Source organism: Erwinia sp. MYb416, assembly GCF_037479575.1.
Classification (GTDB): Bacteria; Pseudomonadota; Gammaproteobacteria; order Enterobacterales; family Enterobacteriaceae; genus Erwinia; species Erwinia rhapontici.
Map to the genome: position 1 here is coordinate 546,216 of NZ_JBBGYT010000439.1, position 15,886 is coordinate 562,101.

Below are 15,886 nucleotides of genomic sequence, written 5' to 3' on the forward strand. Positions count from 1 at the left end.
GCCCGGCAGAAATACAACGTCAATTTCCACTTCTTTAGCCGTCATTAGACCCGCGATGTCAAACAGGCCTGCGTCTGATTTGCCACCCATGCCTTCAGCTGCACGCGTGAGCGCTTGATCGCCCCGCCGTTATCAGCCGGTAGCGGATACCACGCCACCGGGCGCTGATACCCGGCCAGCTTTGGCGCGGCCCAGTCGGCCAACACCTCCAGCCCAATATTGCCTTCCACCAGTGCGACCGCGCGATGACCGTACTCCGCATCGACTTTTGGCACAATAAACACCTGTGTCACCGCCGGATGGGCGAGCAAAATGCGTTCGATCTGCTCCGGCTGTACCGACTCACCGCCTGAAAAGAACAGGTTATCGCGCCGTCCGTTGACCCGCAGCTCGCCCCGATGCCAGTGCCCACAATCGCCGGTACGTAACCAGCCGTCGTGATCCGTCAACGGCATCAGTGCGCCCTGCAACCAGTAGCCGGAGGCCAGAGCGGGCGAACGCACCCAGATCTCACCGTCGACCACCCTGACCTGATGGCCAGCCAGCGGCGCACCCACGCCTGGATGTTCGTCTGCCCGTCGGGCGCAAAGAGTCGATGCAGTTTCCGTCATACCGTAGCCACAATAACAGTGCAGCCCGGCGGCCTCCGCCTGACGCGTCAGCTCAGCGGGGATTTGCGCACCGCCCAGCAGTACCGCGCGCAATCTGGCGGGTAAAACAGGTTGATTGAGCAGGCGCCAGAGCTGCGTGGGCACCAGAGACGCGATGCTGCTGCGCGCCAGTGCAGTATGCAATCCTTTGTCATCGGGGATCACCAGCGTGCCTCCGGCCAGCAGCCAGCGCCAAAGGATGCCCTGCCCGGAGACATGAAACAGCGGCAGCGACAATAACCAGCGATCATCAGCCGTCAACGCCATCAGTTCAATGACCGCTGCGGCGCTGTGCAGATGGGCGCTGAAAGTGTGGGCCGCTGCTTTAGGCAGCCCGGTAGAGCCAGAGGTTAACGTCAGGGTGGCGATCCGATCCGGCTGCCACGGCTGGCTGCCATCACCGGCAATCGGACGCAGCGCCAGCATGGGTCTTTCAATACTGGTTTCCCCGGCCAGATTGAGTACAAAGTCCAGCCCCAGCCCCGGCAACAGCTGGCGTAGCTGGGCATCCGGCAACTGAGGGTTAAGCCCCAGCACTCGTGCCCCGCAGGCCATCAGCCCGAGCCACGCCAGCAGCGCCGCCAGACTGTTCGCGCTTCGCAGCGCCACGACATCTCCGGCGGCCACGCCTTGCTGCTGAAAGCCCTGAGCATGTTCTGCCACCGCCTGTGACAGCTGCTGCCAACTGAGCGTGACCTCGCCACTATCAATCGCCAGCGACGCCGGACAACACTTCTGCCAGTCACGCCACGGCCAGTCGGCTATCGTTGCCAGAGACATTGCAGCACCTCTCTGTTCTGCACAGGTAACATACTGCCGGGCCACGCCCGCAGCACCTGCTGCTGCATCAGTTGCAGCGTATCCAGACCTGGCCGCACGCCCGGCGTCAGCTCATGTGCGAGCCGTGCCAGCTGGGTCAGCCCAAGGCTGGACTCCAGCGCACTACTGATCACCGGGGTTAACCCCTGCGCCTTCGCCTGTAACACCTGATGCTGTACGCGCTGAATACTGCCCGTGAGCATCGGTTTGATGACCACGGCCACCACGCCGGGTGCGGCGGTCAGTGCGTCATCATGGTCACGCAGGGTTTCATCCCAGGCGATGTTAATACCTGTCTCGGCGGCAAAGGCGAGGCTCTGCTGTCTGTCACGGCAAGGCTCTTCGATAAACGCAATGCGTGAACGCAGCTCCGGCGACACATAGCGGGCAAAGCTCAATGCCTTTTCCAGCGTCCAGCTTTGGTTAGCATCCAGCCGCAAGGTGAGGTGCGGTAACGCCTCCAGCAGCAGGTTGACCTGCATGCCGTCGCGTATCGCCTCGTACAGGCCCACTTTCATTTTTGCCAGCGGCTCTGGCTGACGCAGCAGTTGCTGAAATAACGCGTCCGGATCGCCACTGCACAGCTGCGCCAGACGATACTCCCCTTCTGCGGGCAGGGTGTTCGTCAGCTCGGCCTGCGCACAGCTGATGCCGAAGGCCACAGAAGGCCGTTCACTCTCTGCGGGCGTTTCACCCTCACACCACTGCGCCAGCCAGCTCATCGCCTGCTGCTGTGCTTGTTCAAGTGTCTCATGGCTGAACTCAGGGAGGGGGGCAATCTCACCCCAGCCTTGCGCTGCTCCCTCCATCAGGTTCACCAGCAGTCCCTGGCGGGTTTTTAACCGCTGGTTTCGTAACACCACCCCGGCGTCCATGGCGACCTGATAACCGTATAACGTGGCGTGACGCATCAGGGATTACGCCGGAAGTTGCTGAAGTCAGGCTGACGCTTTTCGTTGAATGCATTGCGCCCTTCCTGCCCCTCTTCAGTCATATAGAACAGCATGGTGGCATTGCCCGCCAGCTCTTGCAGCCCGGCCTGGCCATCACAATCCGCATTGAGAGCGGCTTTCAGGCAGCGCAGCGCCATCGGGCTGTTTTGCAACATCTCACGGCACCAGCGAACGGTCTCTTTTTCCAGCTCGGCCAGCGGTACAACGGTATTAACCAGCCCCATATCCAGTGCCTGCTGTGCGTTATACATCCTGCACAGGAACCAGATTTCACGCGCCTTTTTCTGGCCGACAATACGCGCCATGTAGGCCGCGCCCCAGCCGCCATCAAAGGAGCCCACTTTCGGCCCGGTCTGACCAAACTGTGCATTATCTGCCGCAATCGTAAGGTCGCACATCATATGCAGAACGTGGCCGCCACCCACCGCATAGCCCGCCACCATCGCCACGACCGGTTTCGGACAGGTACGAATCTGGCGTTGCAGGTCGAGGACGTTAAGATGATGAACGCCCGCGTCATCTTGATAACCGCCGTAGTCGCCGCGAACTTTCTGGTCCCCACCGGAGCAAAATGCCCGTTCGCCTTCGCCGGTCAGCACAATCACGCCCACCGCCGGGTCACGGCGCGCATTATCCAGCGCCTGCTGGATTTCACTGACCGTTAACGGGCGAAAGGCATTACGTACTTCAGGGCGGTTGATGGTGATTCTGGCAATACCATCGTCCGTTTTGTGATAGCGAATATCGCTGAACTCAGCGCCGCAATCCCGCCACTGCGCCGGGGCATACAGCAGGCTTTCATCTGGATACAACATCAAAGCTCCTTAATGGTGATTAAGCACGCGGGCAAGTTGATGGGCAAATGCCAGGGGATTCGCCAGGTGCGAGTTATGGCCCGCTGCGGGGATAACCGCAGGAGGAAGTGCGGCCTGCTGAGCAAGCTGCAAAAATTTTTGATCCCACTCACCGCAGAGATAGCGGAACGGAAAGGTTTTTTCTCGCAGTTCCGGCAGCAGGTCGGGCTGCTCTGAGAGTGAGGTGGCCTGTAACATCGCCGCCAGATCTTCACCGCGATTGTTGAGCCGCCGGGCGACCAGGCGCTGGCGTTGGATTGCGGTCAGTTCGGCAAAAACCGGCTGCTGATACCACTGGTCCAACGCCTCTTCCAGCGGTTGCTGGCGGAAACACTGTACCCAGCCCTGGTCATGCGCCCGGCGGCGGGTACGCTCACTGGGGCAACTGAGGCCAAAATGCCCGGCTTCCACCAGCAATCCTGCCAGACCGTTACCGGCGTGACGGCAGGCGTGATAGAGCGCCAGCCGTCCGCCGAGGGAGTAACCGATCAGCCAATAGCGATCGACCTGGTGATAGTGCAGCGTGGCGTTAAGTCGCTGGCATACATCATCAAAACCGCTCACGGTCTGCGCACGTGAACCACCGTGACCGGGCAGATCAATACTGAGCAGCGGCCAGTGACTGAAATAGCGCTGAACCGGCTGCCAGTCCGTAGCACTCCCGAGAAAACCGTGCAGCCATACCAGTACCGGACGCGTACTGTGATGGTGCCCCTGCCAGTGCGCATGTAGCATCATAAATGGACCACCTCGCTGGCGCAGCGCGCCAGGGTTTGTGCACCCTCATCACCGTCGACCACCACCTCAATCAGGGTGATGCCCGAACTGAAACCCTGTTCAACCGCCCGCTGAAGTGCCTGCCAGCTGGCTGGCTGTGCAAAATGCAAACCAAACAGTGCCGCAGCATGGCGAAAATCAACGCTGGGCGGCATAGTGAAGAAGCGTTCACGTTCAGATAAGGGCGTTGGCAGCATAGAGAAGATCTGGCCGCCCTGGTTGTTTACCACGATGACCACCACCGGCGCAGAAGCCTGCTGCAACAGCGCCAGGCTATTCAGATCGTAGAGCGCGGAGAGATCGCCCAGCAGGATCAGTAGCGGCTGGCCCGTGCCGCGCTGTACGCCCGCCGCCGTTGCCAGTAACCCGTCGATGCCGCTGGCACCGCGATTACAGTACAGCGGATAACCCGCAGGAAGCTGTGCAAAAGCATCAACCAGGCGAATGGCGAGGCTGTTGCCGATAAACAGCGCGCCGTTTTCCGGCAGCAGTGCGGGCAGACGGTACGCCAGCTGTGCCTCGCCAAACTGCTGCAAATGCTGTTGCAGATAGTCCCGGGTACGTTCAGCCAGCGGCACCAGCTGTGGACACCAGGGATGACGAGGCGCCGCAGGATGGTGCTGCAACCAGTCAGAAATATTGGCCTGAATGCGCCGCCCGCCAGGGTTCCCCGGATGGCGCTGCCCCGGTAATGCATCGATCAGCCAGTACATCTCAGTGCCGCTGTCGTTCTGATAGTTGAGCAGGTTTTTTCCCGTCAGGCTGCTGCCGAACTGCACCACGATCTGCGCCTCACTCAAGGCCCGCTGTGCCGATGGATGCCCCAGCCACAAGGCCGCGCCAGGCAGTGGTTGCCCGGTTTGTGACACCACGTCACCGAGCAGCGGCCACCCCAGCATTTCCGCCCACTCGGCCAGCTGCTGGCCTTGCTGAGCACTGACGCGCCCGACAATCACCACCCCCCGTTTCTGGCGCCAGAAAAACCAGTCTTCTTCAATGGGGGTATGGCTGCGCTGTGGATATTTCAGCCAGGGTTCGTTGCTGTCCCACCAGTTTCCCAGTTCATCCTGCCAGGCGAGGTAATCGTTGCTGTCAGCGCCATACAGAGGTTCAGCAAACGGGCAGTTGATATGCACGCCGCCATGCTGCTGCTGTGCCAGCAAGGTATCGATGGCCGAGACCAGCCAGCGTGCGGGGATCGACGGTGAAGGCCGGGGAAGGTTGAGTACAGCGGAAACGTGGGACGCAAAGAGACCAGGCTGTTCAATGGCCTGATTCGCGCCACAGTGAATCAATTCGGGTGGGCGGTCGGCGCTGATGGCGACCAGTTTTTCGCCGGTCAGATGTGCTTCAACCAGCGCGGGATAAAGGTTGGCTACCGCCGTCCCGGAAGTGACAACGATCGCCACCGGTTGATGGGTGGTTTTGGCCAGGCCGAGCGCGAGAAAACCGAGGCCACGCTCGTCAAAATGGGTATGACACACCCATTTATCACTGGCTGCTACTGCCAGAGCCAGCGGCGCAGAACGGGACCCGGGAGCAATGCAGATATGCCGTATACCGTGGCGCGTCAGCGTTTCCAGCAGTACGGTAGCCCAGCGGCGATTAAACGTTGCGTGCGACATCTCTTGCTGCATAGCCACTCCAGATCAAAAATCCTCGCGCTATTATAATCAGCTGAATTGAGGTCCTTTTTGATTTGGGCCAGTTTTACCCCTGGTTTTCCGCCGTGAGTAACGTGCCCAGCGTCGCGGCTTTGCGTTCAATTTCCTCCCACTCCCGCTCCGGTTCGGAGCCGCTGACAATACCGGCCCCAGCGTAGAGGCGAACCTGTGCCCCCGACACCTGCGCGCAACGGAGCACCACGGCAAACTCGCTGTGTGACTGCGACAGATACCCCACCGACCCGCTGTACCAGCCGCGACTAAAGGGTTCCTGCTGACGAATAAAAGCCTGTGCAGCGGCACGCGGCACCCCGGCAACGGCCGCTGTGGGTTGAAGGCGATCCACGCATTGCGCATCGTCCGCTCGCATTAACCGCGCGCGGATCCGCCGCCGGATATGTTGCAGATGACGCAGCGGCAGTAATTCTGCGGGCATGACTTCCAGTTCAGTAACAATATCCGCCAGCCGCTGACGGATATCCTCCACCACCAGGGTGTTTTCCCACTGGTTTTTTTTATCCATCAGCAACCCTGGCTGATGCACGTCAGCCGTTCCGGCCAGGGCTTCACTCGAAAGCTGGCTGCCCTCGCGCGCATACAGCCGTTCAGGGCTGGATCCCACCAACGCCTGATGTTCCTCTGTGGCCAGCATAAAATGGTAGCTATGGGGGTTAATGCGCTGGCTGGCGGCCAGCAAGGCGGCGGCAGACAAGGGGCCAGACAGGCTGAAATCGCTGACGCGTGCCAGCACGACTTTCTCCAGTTCGCCAGCGGCTATAGCCGTCAGCGCATGGTTAACCCGTTGGACCCAGCCCGCTTTATCCGGGGCATGATGCACGCGATGATAATGCGGTAAGGATGTAGCCGGCTGCACCGGGCGCAAGCCTGCCAGCCAGTGCAGCAAACGCCGGGCTTGCTGCTGTAACGAACCGTCGCTGACCAGATTGATCGTCAAGTGGTGCCCTGCACTGTCCTGCTGCCACAGCAGGACAGGCAGAAACAGGTCGCTGGCGCCAAAAATGGCATTTGCGCCAAACACCCGCCAGCCCGGCGGCAATACCTGCAAGCGCAGGGTAGCCTCTGCAACTGAGTGAAACCGCTCAAGCGCACCGCAGGCTGCCACGATCTCTTCACCGCTGCGCGACTGCCAGTAAAACTGGGGCCAGCGGGTCTGGGAGGCCAGCCAGTTCAGCGCATCGGTTTCGGGGGAAAAGTGCACGCTGATTTGCCGCTCACCGGGCCCCGATTCGCTCACCTGTGCGAGCTGTACGCGAAGCTGTTCTATCGCCTGAGCAAGTTGCACGCTGACCTCAATAGAAAAGTAGAAAACAGATGGGCAGTTATATTAGCGGGATTGGCAAGGCAGTATATTGATCTGAAAACAGGGGAGAGAAATGAACAGACGTCCGGGAGGACGTCTGTTGTGCTACTGCCTGTTGTTCTACTGAATTAGCGACGCGCCAGCAGCAGGCCGATGACCAGGCCCAACGTGGCACCGACACCAATCCCCTGCCAGGGTTTATCGTGGACATAATCATCAGCACGCGTAACGGCCTGACGGGCTCGCACATAGTAGGTATCAGAGGCATCGCTGATGCGGGACTTCACCTGGTTCAGTGATTTTTCCGCTTTCGCTTTCAGCTCAATGTATTTCTGATCGGCCGGATCGCCCGACGACTTCAGCACTTCTTCCAGGGTTTCAGTGAGCAGCGCCAGATCGTCATCCAGGCGAGTTTCATGTGGTTCAGTCGTTGTTGCCATTTCCATTCTCCTTGGGCGAAAAATCTTCGTCAGGTAACTATAGACAGTTTTTGCCGCTCTGCTTGATTAAAACCGCCAGGAATCGACTGAGAATGGTGTGTTCAGGGACAGTAAAACGGGTCAAAGGGTGCTTATTTTCCCGATATTTACGTTAATTCACATGCGAAACCACTGCGGTAGTTAGATTTATCTGATAAATTTTGCGTGAACTGAATCATTACCCAGGCAAGCTGTCGTAACTCCCTGTAACCGGACCTTTATCCGGCGAAGCGAATGCGTGCAAACGCACGACAGTCACTACAAACTCCGTTCACCTGAGGAAATTATTTCCGGCATGAATCGAAGAATGTTTATGAAAGCGTCAATGGCATTCGCAACCCTCAGTGGGATGTCGGGTTTATCCACGTTGTTCTCCCAGGCTGCCTGGGCGGAAGACGGGATTGCCGATGGTTCCGCAAAGCGATTTGATTTTGATGTGCTTAAAAAAATGGCCGCCGATATGGCAAAACAGGCCTATGGTGGTGCTCCGGCGCCGTTGCCTGAAACACTGGCAACGCTGACGCCGCAGGCCTATAACGAAATCCAGTACGATGCCAATCATTCGCTGTGGAACGGCATCGACAACCGTCAGCTTGACGTTCAGTTCTTCCATGTGGGGATGGGCTTTAAGCGCCGTATCCGCATGTTCTCCGTTGATGGTGCCAGTCGTGAGGCGCGTGAAATTCACTTCCGCCCTGAGTTGTTTAACTACAACAATGCTCACGTCGACACCAAACAGTTGGAAGGCAAAACCGACCTTGGCTTCGCTGGTTTCCGTGCATTTAAAAAACCCGAGCTGGCAAAACGCGACATCGTCTCGTTCCTCGGCGCCAGCTACTTCCGTGCTGTCGATGAAACCTTCCAGTACGGTCTGTCCGCGCGTGGCGTGGCCATCGACACCTTCAGTAACGGTAAAGAAGAGTTCCCGGACTTCACCGCCTTCTGGTTCGAAACCCCGAAAGCCGATGACACCACCTTTGTGGTGTATACCCTGCTGGATGGCCCGAGCTGCACCGGCGCGTTTAAATTCACCATTCACTGCGAAGATAAACGCGTAGTGATGGAAGTGGAAAACCACATTTATGCGCGCAAGGATATCCAGCAGTTGGGTATCTCGCCGATGACCACCATGTTCAGCTGCGGCAATAACGAGCGCCGCATGTGCGATACCATCCATCCGCAGATCCACGACTCCGATCGTCTGGCCATGTGGACAGGGAGCGGTGAGTGGATTTGCCGTCCGCTGAACAACCCACAGCGTCTGACGTTTAACGCCTATCAGGATGAAAACCCGCGTGGTTTTGGCATGTTACAGCTTAATCATGACTTCGACAGTTATCAGGATGTGATTGGCTGGTACAACAAGCGCCCAAGCCTGTGGGTGGAACCGGTCGGTAAGTGGGGTAAAGGTGCGATTAACCTGATGGAGATCCCGACCACGGGTGAAACGCTGGATAATATTGTCTGCTTCTGGCAGCCAGCCGATGCCATCAAAGCCGGGAGCGAGCACAGCTTCTCCTACAAGCTTTACTGGAGCGGCCTGCCACCGGTACGTAGCGGTCTGGCACGTGTTAATGCCACCCGCACCGGCATGGGCGGTTTCCCGGAAGGCTGGGCACCGGGCGAGCATTACCCGAACGTCTGGTCACGCCGTTTCGCCGTTGACTTTGTTGGCGGCGATCTGAAAGCCGCAGCACCGAAAGGCATTGAGCCGGTGATTAACGTCACCTCCGGCACGCTGAAGCAGGTTGAGATCCTCTACGTTGAACCGATTGATGGTTACCGTATTCTCTTCGACTGGTATCCAAACAGCGATTCCACCGATCCGGTGAATATGCGTCTGTTCCTGCGGACCAAAGATGAAACGTTGAGCGAAACCTGGCTGTATCAGTATGTTCCACCGCCGCCGGATAAGCGTAAATACGTGGATGACCGGATTATGACCGCGGGTTAATCGCGTTTGGACCTGGCCGGTCAAGGGCCAGGTCAACGTCTCAAGGTCCAGGGCGTTGACGTTGACGTTGACCTTAAAATAAACGATTAACGATTAACGATTAACGATTAACGCCAAACGCCAAACGCTATCGCTAACCAGACGTCCGCTGCATATCAATATGCGGAATATTATCCTCCAGATACTCCCCGCTGACTGCCACAAACCCCAGACGAGCGTAGAAACGATGCAAATGCGCCTGTGCAGAAAGAAAAATAGGCTGCCCTGGCCAATGGTGTTCGCAGCTATTCATGGCCTGCTCCATTAGCCGACTCCCCAGGTTCAGCCCGCGCGCCTCTCCGGACACAATCACCCGACCAATCTTGACCGGCTGACCCTCCCCTTCAGGCATCAGAATGCGTGCACAGGCAACCAGCTGATTGTCGAGGATACCCAGCAGATGGCGGTTTTCACCCACCAGATCCGCGCCATCAATATCGAGATAAGGGCACTGCTGCTCAACAATAAACACCGCGTTGCGCAATGCCAGCAGCCGATAAAGCTGGGCGGCACTGAGTTCGCTGTGGTGCAGGTCCTGCCAGATGATGTCCATCAACTTAACTCCTCAGACTGAAGCAAAAAAAATCGGGCCACTGTGGGCCCGATTATTACCTGTCTTGCATCAAATTACATCAGTGGCTGCGCCAGTTTCACCAGCGAAATCAGCGGCTGCGGGAAGATACCCAGTATCAGCACCAGAATCGCGGAAATCAGCACCACCACACCACCGGCAGTAAATGCCCAGTTAGCAGGCGCATCACGCTGGGACAGTTCCGGTGGTGAAAGATACAGACTGACGGTCATACGCAGATAGTAGTACAGGCCAATGGCACTGCCGAGCACCACAGCTCCGGTCAGCCACCACAGGTGCGCACTGACACCGACAGCAATCACATAGAACTTACCGATAAAGCCCAGCGTCATCGGGATACCCGCCAGCGACAGCATCATCACGGTCATGACTGAGGCGAGGATCGGACGGTGCCAGAACAGGCCACGGTAAGAGTACATAGAGTCTGCATCCGGGCCACGGTACGGGCTGGACATCAGGCTGACCACACCGAAGGCGCCGAGGCTGCTGAACAGATAACCGGCCAGATAAACGCCAACGGTTTCCATCGACAGCTGATGGGTCTGTACCGCAATCAGGGCGACCAGCAGGTAACCAAGGTGAGCGATAGAAGAGTAACCCAGCAGACGCTTGATATTGCTCTGCGAGATTGCCATCAGGTTACCAAACAGCATGGATGCCACGGCGATCAGGCTGAGTACGGTACGCACACCTTCGTTATCCGCCATTGGCGCATACATAAACAGACGCATCAGCACGCCAAAAATGGCGATCTTGCTGGCGGTTGCCAGGAAGGTGGATACCGGTGCAGGTGCGCCCTGGTAAACATCCGGCGTCCAGAGATGGAACGGCACCAGTGACAGTTTAAAGCCAAAGCCGACAATCATCAGACCCAGGCCCGCTAACAACAGCGGCTGGTTGATCACACCGTCATTCAGGCTTGCACCCAGTGATGCGAAAGCAAGGTTACCGGAATCGGCATACACCAGCGCCATACCAAACAGCAGGAACGATGAGGCCGCTGCCGACAGAATGGCGTACTTGATGGCGGCTTCCAGCGAGCGTTTTTGCTGGAAGGCATAGCCCACCAGACCAAACAGCGGCAGAGAAATCAGCTCAATACCAATGAACAACGATGCCAAATGGTTCGCACTGGCCAGCACCACGCCACCGAGGGCAGCAATCAGCACCAACAGATAGAACTCTTCACGGTTGTCCGGGTACGTTGCCAGCCACGGATAGGCAAAGGTGCAGGTCGCCAGGCTGGCAAGGATCACCAGCCCGGTATACAGCATCGAATAACCATCCACCCGCATCAGCGGGGTGACATCCATGGGGCCTGCCTGACCGACAAAGTACAGTGAAAACAGCGCCAGGTTGAGACCGACAACTGCCAGCGTCGCATTGACGAAGTGATTGCGTCGCCACGCAATGGACAGCATCACAACTACCACCGTCAATCCGACGATCAGCAGCGGCAGAAGCGCGATCAATTGTTGAGGAGTTATTGTCATGGCGAATTACGGCCTTGTAGTTGAAATTGAAGCAGTAAACCACTGCTGAATATTGCTCATCGCAGCATGAGAGGTATCCAGAATCGGCTGCGGATAAACACCCAGCAACACCAGCAGGACCACCAGCACCATGATCATCAGGAACTCACGTGCAGACATCCCCCGCAGCGGCGTTTCTGACTTCGGCGCACCGTAGTAAGCGCGTTGCATCATAATCAGCGAGTACACCGACGCGAACACCAGACCAAAGGTGGCGATGACAATAATCACCGGCACAGTCTGGAAGCTGCCCGTCAGGATCATAAACTCACCGACGAAGTTACCGGTGCCCGGCATCCCCAGGTTAGCAACGGCGAAGAACAGCGACAGGCCCGGCAACCACTTGATACGTGACCACAGGCCGCCCATCTGACGCATATCGCGGGTATGCAGGCGCTCATACAGCTGGCCACACAGAATAAACAGCGCAGAAGCGGAAAGACCATGCGCGATCATCTGGATGACGGCACCCTGGAACGCCAGCTGGCTGCCCGTGTAGATAGCAATCAGCACGAAGCCCATATGGGAAATCGAGGTGTAGGCAATCAGACGTTTGATGTCGTACTGCGAGAACGCCATCCATGCGCCGTAGAAGATCCCGATAATCCCCAGCCACATGGCAATCGGTGCAAACTCGGCAGAGGCATTCGGGAACAGCGGCAGGGCAAAACGCAGCAGGCCATAGGCCGCGGTCTTCAGCAAGATCCCCGCCAGGTCAACAGAACCTGCCGTAGGGGCCTGACTGTGCGCATCCGGTAACCAGCCGTGCAGCGGTACCACCGGCATTTTCACCGCGAACGCAATGAAGAAGCCCAGCATCAGCATGTATTCCACGCCGTGCGTCATTGGGGTTTTCAGCAGCAGTTCGTAGTTAAACGTCCATACGCCCGTTGCGTTGTAGTGCACAAACACCAGCGCCAGAATGGCGATCAGCATCACCAGACCACTGGCCTGGGTGTAGATGAAGAACTTGGTGGCAGCAGAAATACGCGTCTTCCCGTCAGAGGCTTTGTGGCCCCAGAGTGCGATCAGGAAGTACATCGGCACCAGCATCATCTCCCAGAAGAAGAAGAACAGGAACATGTCCATTGCCAGGAACACGCCGATTACGCCACCGAGGATCCACAGCAGGTTCAGATGGAAGAAACCCTGCCATTTCTCGATTTCATTCCACGAGCAGAGAATAGCCATCAGGCCTAACAGGCCGGTCAGCACCACCATCAGAAGCGACAGACCATCCAGGGCCAGATGGAACTCAATACCGAAGCGTGGGATCCACGGCACGGAAAACTCAGATTGCCACTGCGGCAAGCCCGCCGCCTGAGTCAGTGAGTAATCTCCCTGCAGCCACAGTTGCAGCGAGAGCACAAACGTCAGCCCCATTGCGATCAGTGCAATCCAGCGTGGCAGCTTAGGCCCGAAGCGCTCCAGCTGCCAGCATAGTAACCCACCGACAAACGGGATGAATATTAGCCAAGGTAATAACATGGCGGTTTTCCCTTTATTGCGATTTTTATTCTTTATAGGGTGTGGCTCTGCCCCACCCCACTCACAAACCTTTAGAGCGCCAGCAGCAGCGCCAGCACCACAACGGCACCAATGCTCATGGAGGCGAGATACCAGCGCAGATAGCCATTCTCACTGACGACCAGGCCCTTGTTAGCGCCACGCGCCAGCAAAGCAGGAATATTCATCAGTGAATTCAGCGGATCACGCGACAGCAGCCAGGCCACGCCGAGATAAGGCTTCACAAAGACTTTGTCATACAGCCAGTCGAAGCCCCAGGCTGCAAACCACCAGGTACTGAAGAAACGCCCTACTGCGCTGTTGGCAATTGCCGTCACCAGAGTGCGTTTACCCAGCCAAAGAGCAGCTGCCAGCAGGATGCCCACAATCGCCACTACGCCAGACGCAATCTCCAGCGTCAGCACGCTACCGTGCGCCAGTTCACTGGTCTCAGGCAACACGCCTTTCAGCGGTGGAACAATCATCGCACCAATAAAGGTTGAGAGAATTAACAGGACAATCAGCGGCAGATGGTGAGTGATCCCTTTGCCAGCATGAGCGTGAATTTTTTCTTCCCCGTGGAAGGTAATGAAGATCATACGGAAGGTGTAGAGGGAGGTCATAAACGCCCCTGCCAGGCCGGCAATCATCAGATTCAGATGACCGTTAGCCAGCGCACCCGCCAGGATCTCATCCTTACTGAAGAAGCCTGCGGTGATCAGCGGCAGCGCAGACAGCGCGGCCCCCCCGACCAGGAAGCAGACATACACCAGCGGGATACTTTTACGCAGACCGCCCATCTTAAAGATGTTCTGCTCGTGATGGCAGGCAAGGATCACCGAACCAGACGAGAGGAACAACAGCGCTTTAAAGAACGCATGGGTCATCAGATGGAAGATCGCCGCGTCCCAGGCCTGAACACCCAGCGCCAGGAACATATAACCAATCTGGCTCATGGTGGAGTAAGCCAGCACGCGTTTGATATCGGTTTGCACCAGCGCGGCAAAACCGGCCAGTACCAGCGTGACCGCACCAATAATGCCGACCAGATGCAGCACTTCCGGCGTCATCAGGAACAAGCCGTGCGTACGGGCAATCAGGTAAACACCCGCGGTAACCATCGTGGCGGCGTGAATCAGAGCAGAAACCGGCGTCGGGCCAGCCATTGCATCAGCGAGCCACGTTTGCAGCGGCAGCTGTGCAGATTTACCGACCGCCCCGCCTAACAGCATCAGGGTCGCCCACTGCAGCATGTGGTTATCCGCTGCAAAGTGCTGTGGTGCCAGCTCCATCATTTCGCGGAAGTTCAGCGTACCCAGCTCGTTGTAGAGAATAAACAACGCAAATGCCAGGAACACGTCGCCCACACGGGTGATGATAAAGGCTTTCATTGCCGCCGCGCCGTTGTTCGGGTTGGTGTAATAGAAGCCAATCAGCAGATAAGAGCAGAGACCCACCCCTTCCCAGCCGAGATACATCAGCATCAGGTTATCGGCCAGCACCAGTACGACCATGCTGGCGATAAACAGGTTGGTGTAGGCGAAGAAGCGTGAGTAGCCCTCTTCTCCCCGCATATACCAGGACGCAAACATGTGGATCAGGAAACCAACGCCAGTGACCACCGACAACATGGTCAGCGACAGGCCGTCCAGCGTCAGGTTGACATCAATTTTGAAATTACCCACCTGCATCCAGGTCCACAGCGCCTGGTTGAATACCTGCTGGCCGTTATTGAAGAAGTCGATACCTGCATATGCCGCCACCAGCGCCGCAAGGCCGACCGATCCCATCCCCACGGTAGCAGACAGATTCTCTGACCAGCGGCCACGGGAGAACGCCAGCAGTAAGAAGCCAATCAGCGGAAACAGGATAGTTAAATAGAGAAGGTTCATCCGCGCATCTCGCTCACTTTATCAATGTTGAGGGTCTGGCTACGACGATGGAGCTGCAGCAGCAGCGCCAGGCCAATGCTGGCCTCAGCCGCGGCCAGGCTGATTGCCAGGATAAACATCACCTGACCGTCGGCCTGTCCCCAGTAGCTTCCCGCCACCACAAACGCCAGTGCTGCGGCGTTAATCATGATTTCGAGACTAATCAACATAAACAGCAGATTGCGGCGGATCACCACGCCTGTCAGTCCAAGGACAAACAGGATGGCTGCCAGAATAAGTCCATGCTGTAGAGGGATCATACCCGCTCCTCCTTATTACTTTTCGCCGCATCACCCGGACGGTTGCTCAGAACCTCACCAGAACGCTGTTCGCGCCCGATGTGGAAGGCCACTACCAGACCCGCCAGAAGCAGCATCGATGCCAGCTCAACGGCCAGAACATACGGACCGAAAAGACTGATACCCACTGCTTTCGCATCGATCATCTTGCCGTCGATGCCCTGGTCATTAATGCCGCTAATGGCATAAACCAGCACCACCAGCAATACCAGGGAGAGCGCAGCCGGCCCCATCCACATACTCGGTTTCAGCCACTGGCGCTCCTGCTCGACTTCCTGGCCGCCCAGATTCAGCATCATCACCACGAAGACGAACAGCACCATAATCGCACCGGCATAAACAATGATTTCCAGCGCGCCCGCAAAGTAGGCGCCGAGCGAAAAGAACACTCCTGAAACGGCCAGCAAAGAAATAATCAGGTACAGCAACGCATGTACCGGGTTGGTATGAGTGATGACGCGCAACGTCGCCAGCACCGCTACCAGACCACTAACATAAAAAGCAAATTCCATGCCT

Annotated in this window: 14 protein-coding genes; 1 reads left to right on the forward strand and 13 read right to left on the reverse strand. The window is 57.4% G+C overall.

The features are described from left to right. Positions 1–44 precede the first annotated feature (44 nt). The 7 genes from menE to elaB form a co-directional block, all read right to left on the reverse strand. Positions 45–1,430, reverse strand: a complete 1,386-nt coding sequence (gene menE, locus WH277_RS21210) for an o-succinylbenzoate--CoA ligase (RefSeq protein ID WP_339506795.1) — start codon at positions 1,428–1,430, stop codon at positions 45–47. After that, positions 1,412–2,380 carry an o-succinylbenzoate synthase gene (gene menC / locus WH277_RS21215; RefSeq protein ID WP_159336286.1) on the reverse strand — a complete coding sequence of 323 codons (969 nt, stop codon included), beginning with the start codon at positions 2,378–2,380 and terminating at the stop codon, positions 1,412–1,414. Before menC ends, menE begins: the two co-directional genes overlap by 19 nt. Further along, positions 2,380–3,237 carry a 1,4-dihydroxy-2-naphthoyl-CoA synthase gene (gene menB, locus WH277_RS21220; protein ID WP_133841414.1) on the reverse strand — a complete coding sequence of 286 codons (858 nt, stop codon included), beginning with the start codon at positions 3,235–3,237 and terminating at the stop codon, positions 2,380–2,382. The genes menC and menB overlap by 1 nt, the downstream gene beginning before the upstream one ends. 9 nt (positions 3,238–3,246) lie before the next feature. Then, positions 3,247–4,014 (reverse strand): 2-succinyl-6-hydroxy-2,4-cyclohexadiene-1-carboxylate synthase, encoded by a 768-nt coding sequence (gene menH, locus WH277_RS21225; protein ID WP_166653679.1) that lies wholly within the window; start codon positions 4,012–4,014, stop codon positions 3,247–3,249. Then, complete coding sequence (gene menD, locus WH277_RS21230; RefSeq protein WP_339507062.1) at positions 4,011–5,678, reverse strand: 2-succinyl-5-enolpyruvyl-6-hydroxy-3-cyclohexene-1-carboxylic-acid synthase; 1,668 nt, start codon at positions 5,676–5,678, stop codon at positions 4,011–4,013. The genes menH and menD overlap by 4 nt, the downstream gene beginning before the upstream one ends. Positions 5,679–5,763: 85 nt before the next feature. Further along, complete coding sequence (locus WH277_RS21235) at positions 5,764–7,020, reverse strand: isochorismate synthase (protein ID WP_339506800.1); 1,257 nt, start codon at positions 7,018–7,020, stop codon at positions 5,764–5,766. Positions 7,021–7,166: 146 nt separating this feature from the next. Beyond that, positions 7,167–7,478: a stress response protein ElaB gene (elaB, locus tag WH277_RS21240; protein WP_133841412.1), complete on the reverse strand. Its 312-nt coding sequence runs from the start codon at positions 7,476–7,478 to the stop codon at positions 7,167–7,169. Positions 7,479–7,812: 334 nt separating this feature from the next. On the opposite strand from elaB, the gene WH277_RS21245 reads away from it, so the two are divergent. Beyond that, on the forward strand, positions 7,813–9,471 hold the full coding sequence (locus WH277_RS21245; protein ID WP_339506802.1) for a glucan biosynthesis protein D: 1,659 nt from the start codon (positions 7,813–7,815) through the stop codon (positions 9,469–9,471). 133 nt (positions 9,472–9,604) lie between these two features. Here the strand turns inward: WH277_RS21245 and WH277_RS21250 are convergent, their stop codons facing one another. The 6 genes from WH277_RS21250 to nuoJ all read right to left on the reverse strand — a co-directional run bounded on the left by WH277_RS21250 (position 9,605) and on the right by nuoJ (position 15,882). After that, the gene (locus tag WH277_RS21250) at positions 9,605–10,063 is read right to left on the reverse strand and encodes a GNAT family N-acetyltransferase (RefSeq protein WP_133841410.1); all 459 of its coding nucleotides are present in this window, start codon (positions 10,061–10,063) and stop codon (positions 9,605–9,607) included. Positions 10,064–10,137: 74 nt separating this feature from the next. Continuing rightward, positions 10,138–11,595, reverse strand: coding sequence for an NADH-quinone oxidoreductase subunit NuoN (gene nuoN / locus WH277_RS21255; RefSeq protein WP_133841409.1), 1,458 nt, complete (start codon positions 11,593–11,595; stop codon positions 10,138–10,140). A 6-nt stretch (positions 11,596–11,601) separates the two neighbouring features. After that, entirely contained in the window at positions 11,602–13,122 is a 1,521-nt protein-coding gene (gene nuoM, locus WH277_RS21260) for an NADH-quinone oxidoreductase subunit M (RefSeq protein WP_133841408.1), read from the reverse strand. A gap of 71 nt (positions 13,123–13,193) precedes the next feature. Continuing rightward, a complete protein-coding gene (gene nuoL / locus WH277_RS21265) occupies positions 13,194–15,032 on the reverse strand; it encodes an NADH-quinone oxidoreductase subunit L (protein ID WP_200642942.1) in 1,839 nt (612 codons plus the stop codon). After that, positions 15,029–15,331 (reverse strand): NADH-quinone oxidoreductase subunit NuoK, encoded by a 303-nt coding sequence (nuoK, locus tag WH277_RS21270; RefSeq protein WP_133841406.1) that lies wholly within the window; start codon positions 15,329–15,331, stop codon positions 15,029–15,031. The genes nuoL and nuoK overlap by 4 nt, the downstream gene beginning before the upstream one ends. Then, positions 15,328–15,882 carry an NADH-quinone oxidoreductase subunit J gene (gene nuoJ, locus WH277_RS21275; RefSeq protein WP_133841405.1) on the reverse strand — a complete coding sequence of 185 codons (555 nt, stop codon included), beginning with the start codon at positions 15,880–15,882 and terminating at the stop codon, positions 15,328–15,330. The genes nuoK and nuoJ overlap by 4 nt, the downstream gene beginning before the upstream one ends. Between the last annotated feature and the right edge of the window lie 4 nt (positions 15,883–15,886).

Coding starts and splice junctions, on each gene's coding strand:
- nuoK (WP_133841406.1), bottom strand. CDS start 15,331: ATGATCCCTCTACAGCATGGACTTATTCTGGCAGCCATCCTGTTTGTC.
- elaB (WP_133841412.1), bottom strand. CDS start 7,478: ATGGCAACAACGACTGAACCACATGAAACTCGCCTGGATGACGATCTG.
- nuoN (WP_133841409.1), bottom strand. CDS start 11,595: ATGACAATAACTCCTCAACAATTGATCGCGCTTCTGCCGCTGCTGATC.
- menE (WP_339506795.1), bottom strand. CDS start 1,430: ATGTCTCTGGCAACGATAGCCGACTGGCCGTGGCGTGACTGGCAGAAG.
- menD (WP_339507062.1), bottom strand. CDS start 5,678: ATGTCGCACGCAACGTTTAATCGCCGCTGGGCTACCGTACTGCTGGAA.
- WH277_RS21245 (WP_339506802.1), top strand. CDS start 7,813: ATGAATCGAAGAATGTTTATGAAAGCGTCAATGGCATTCGCAACCCTC.
- nuoM (WP_133841408.1), bottom strand. CDS start 13,122: ATGTTATTACCTTGGCTAATATTCATCCCGTTTGTCGGTGGGTTACTA.
- nuoL (WP_200642942.1), bottom strand. CDS start 15,032: ATGAACCTTCTCTATTTAACTATCCTGTTTCCGCTGATTGGCTTCTTA.
- menC (WP_159336286.1), bottom strand. CDS start 2,380: ATGCGTCACGCCACGTTATACGGTTATCAGGTCGCCATGGACGCCGGG.
- WH277_RS21250 (WP_133841410.1), bottom strand. CDS start 10,063: ATGGACATCATCTGGCAGGACCTGCACCACAGCGAACTCAGTGCCGCC.
- menH (WP_166653679.1), bottom strand. CDS start 4,014: ATGATGCTACATGCGCACTGGCAGGGGCACCATCACAGTACGCGTCCG.
- nuoJ (WP_133841405.1), bottom strand. CDS start 15,882: ATGGAATTTGCTTTTTATGTTAGTGGTCTGGTAGCGGTGCTGGCGACG.
- menB (WP_133841414.1), bottom strand. CDS start 3,237: ATGTTGTATCCAGATGAAAGCCTGCTGTATGCCCCGGCGCAGTGGCGG.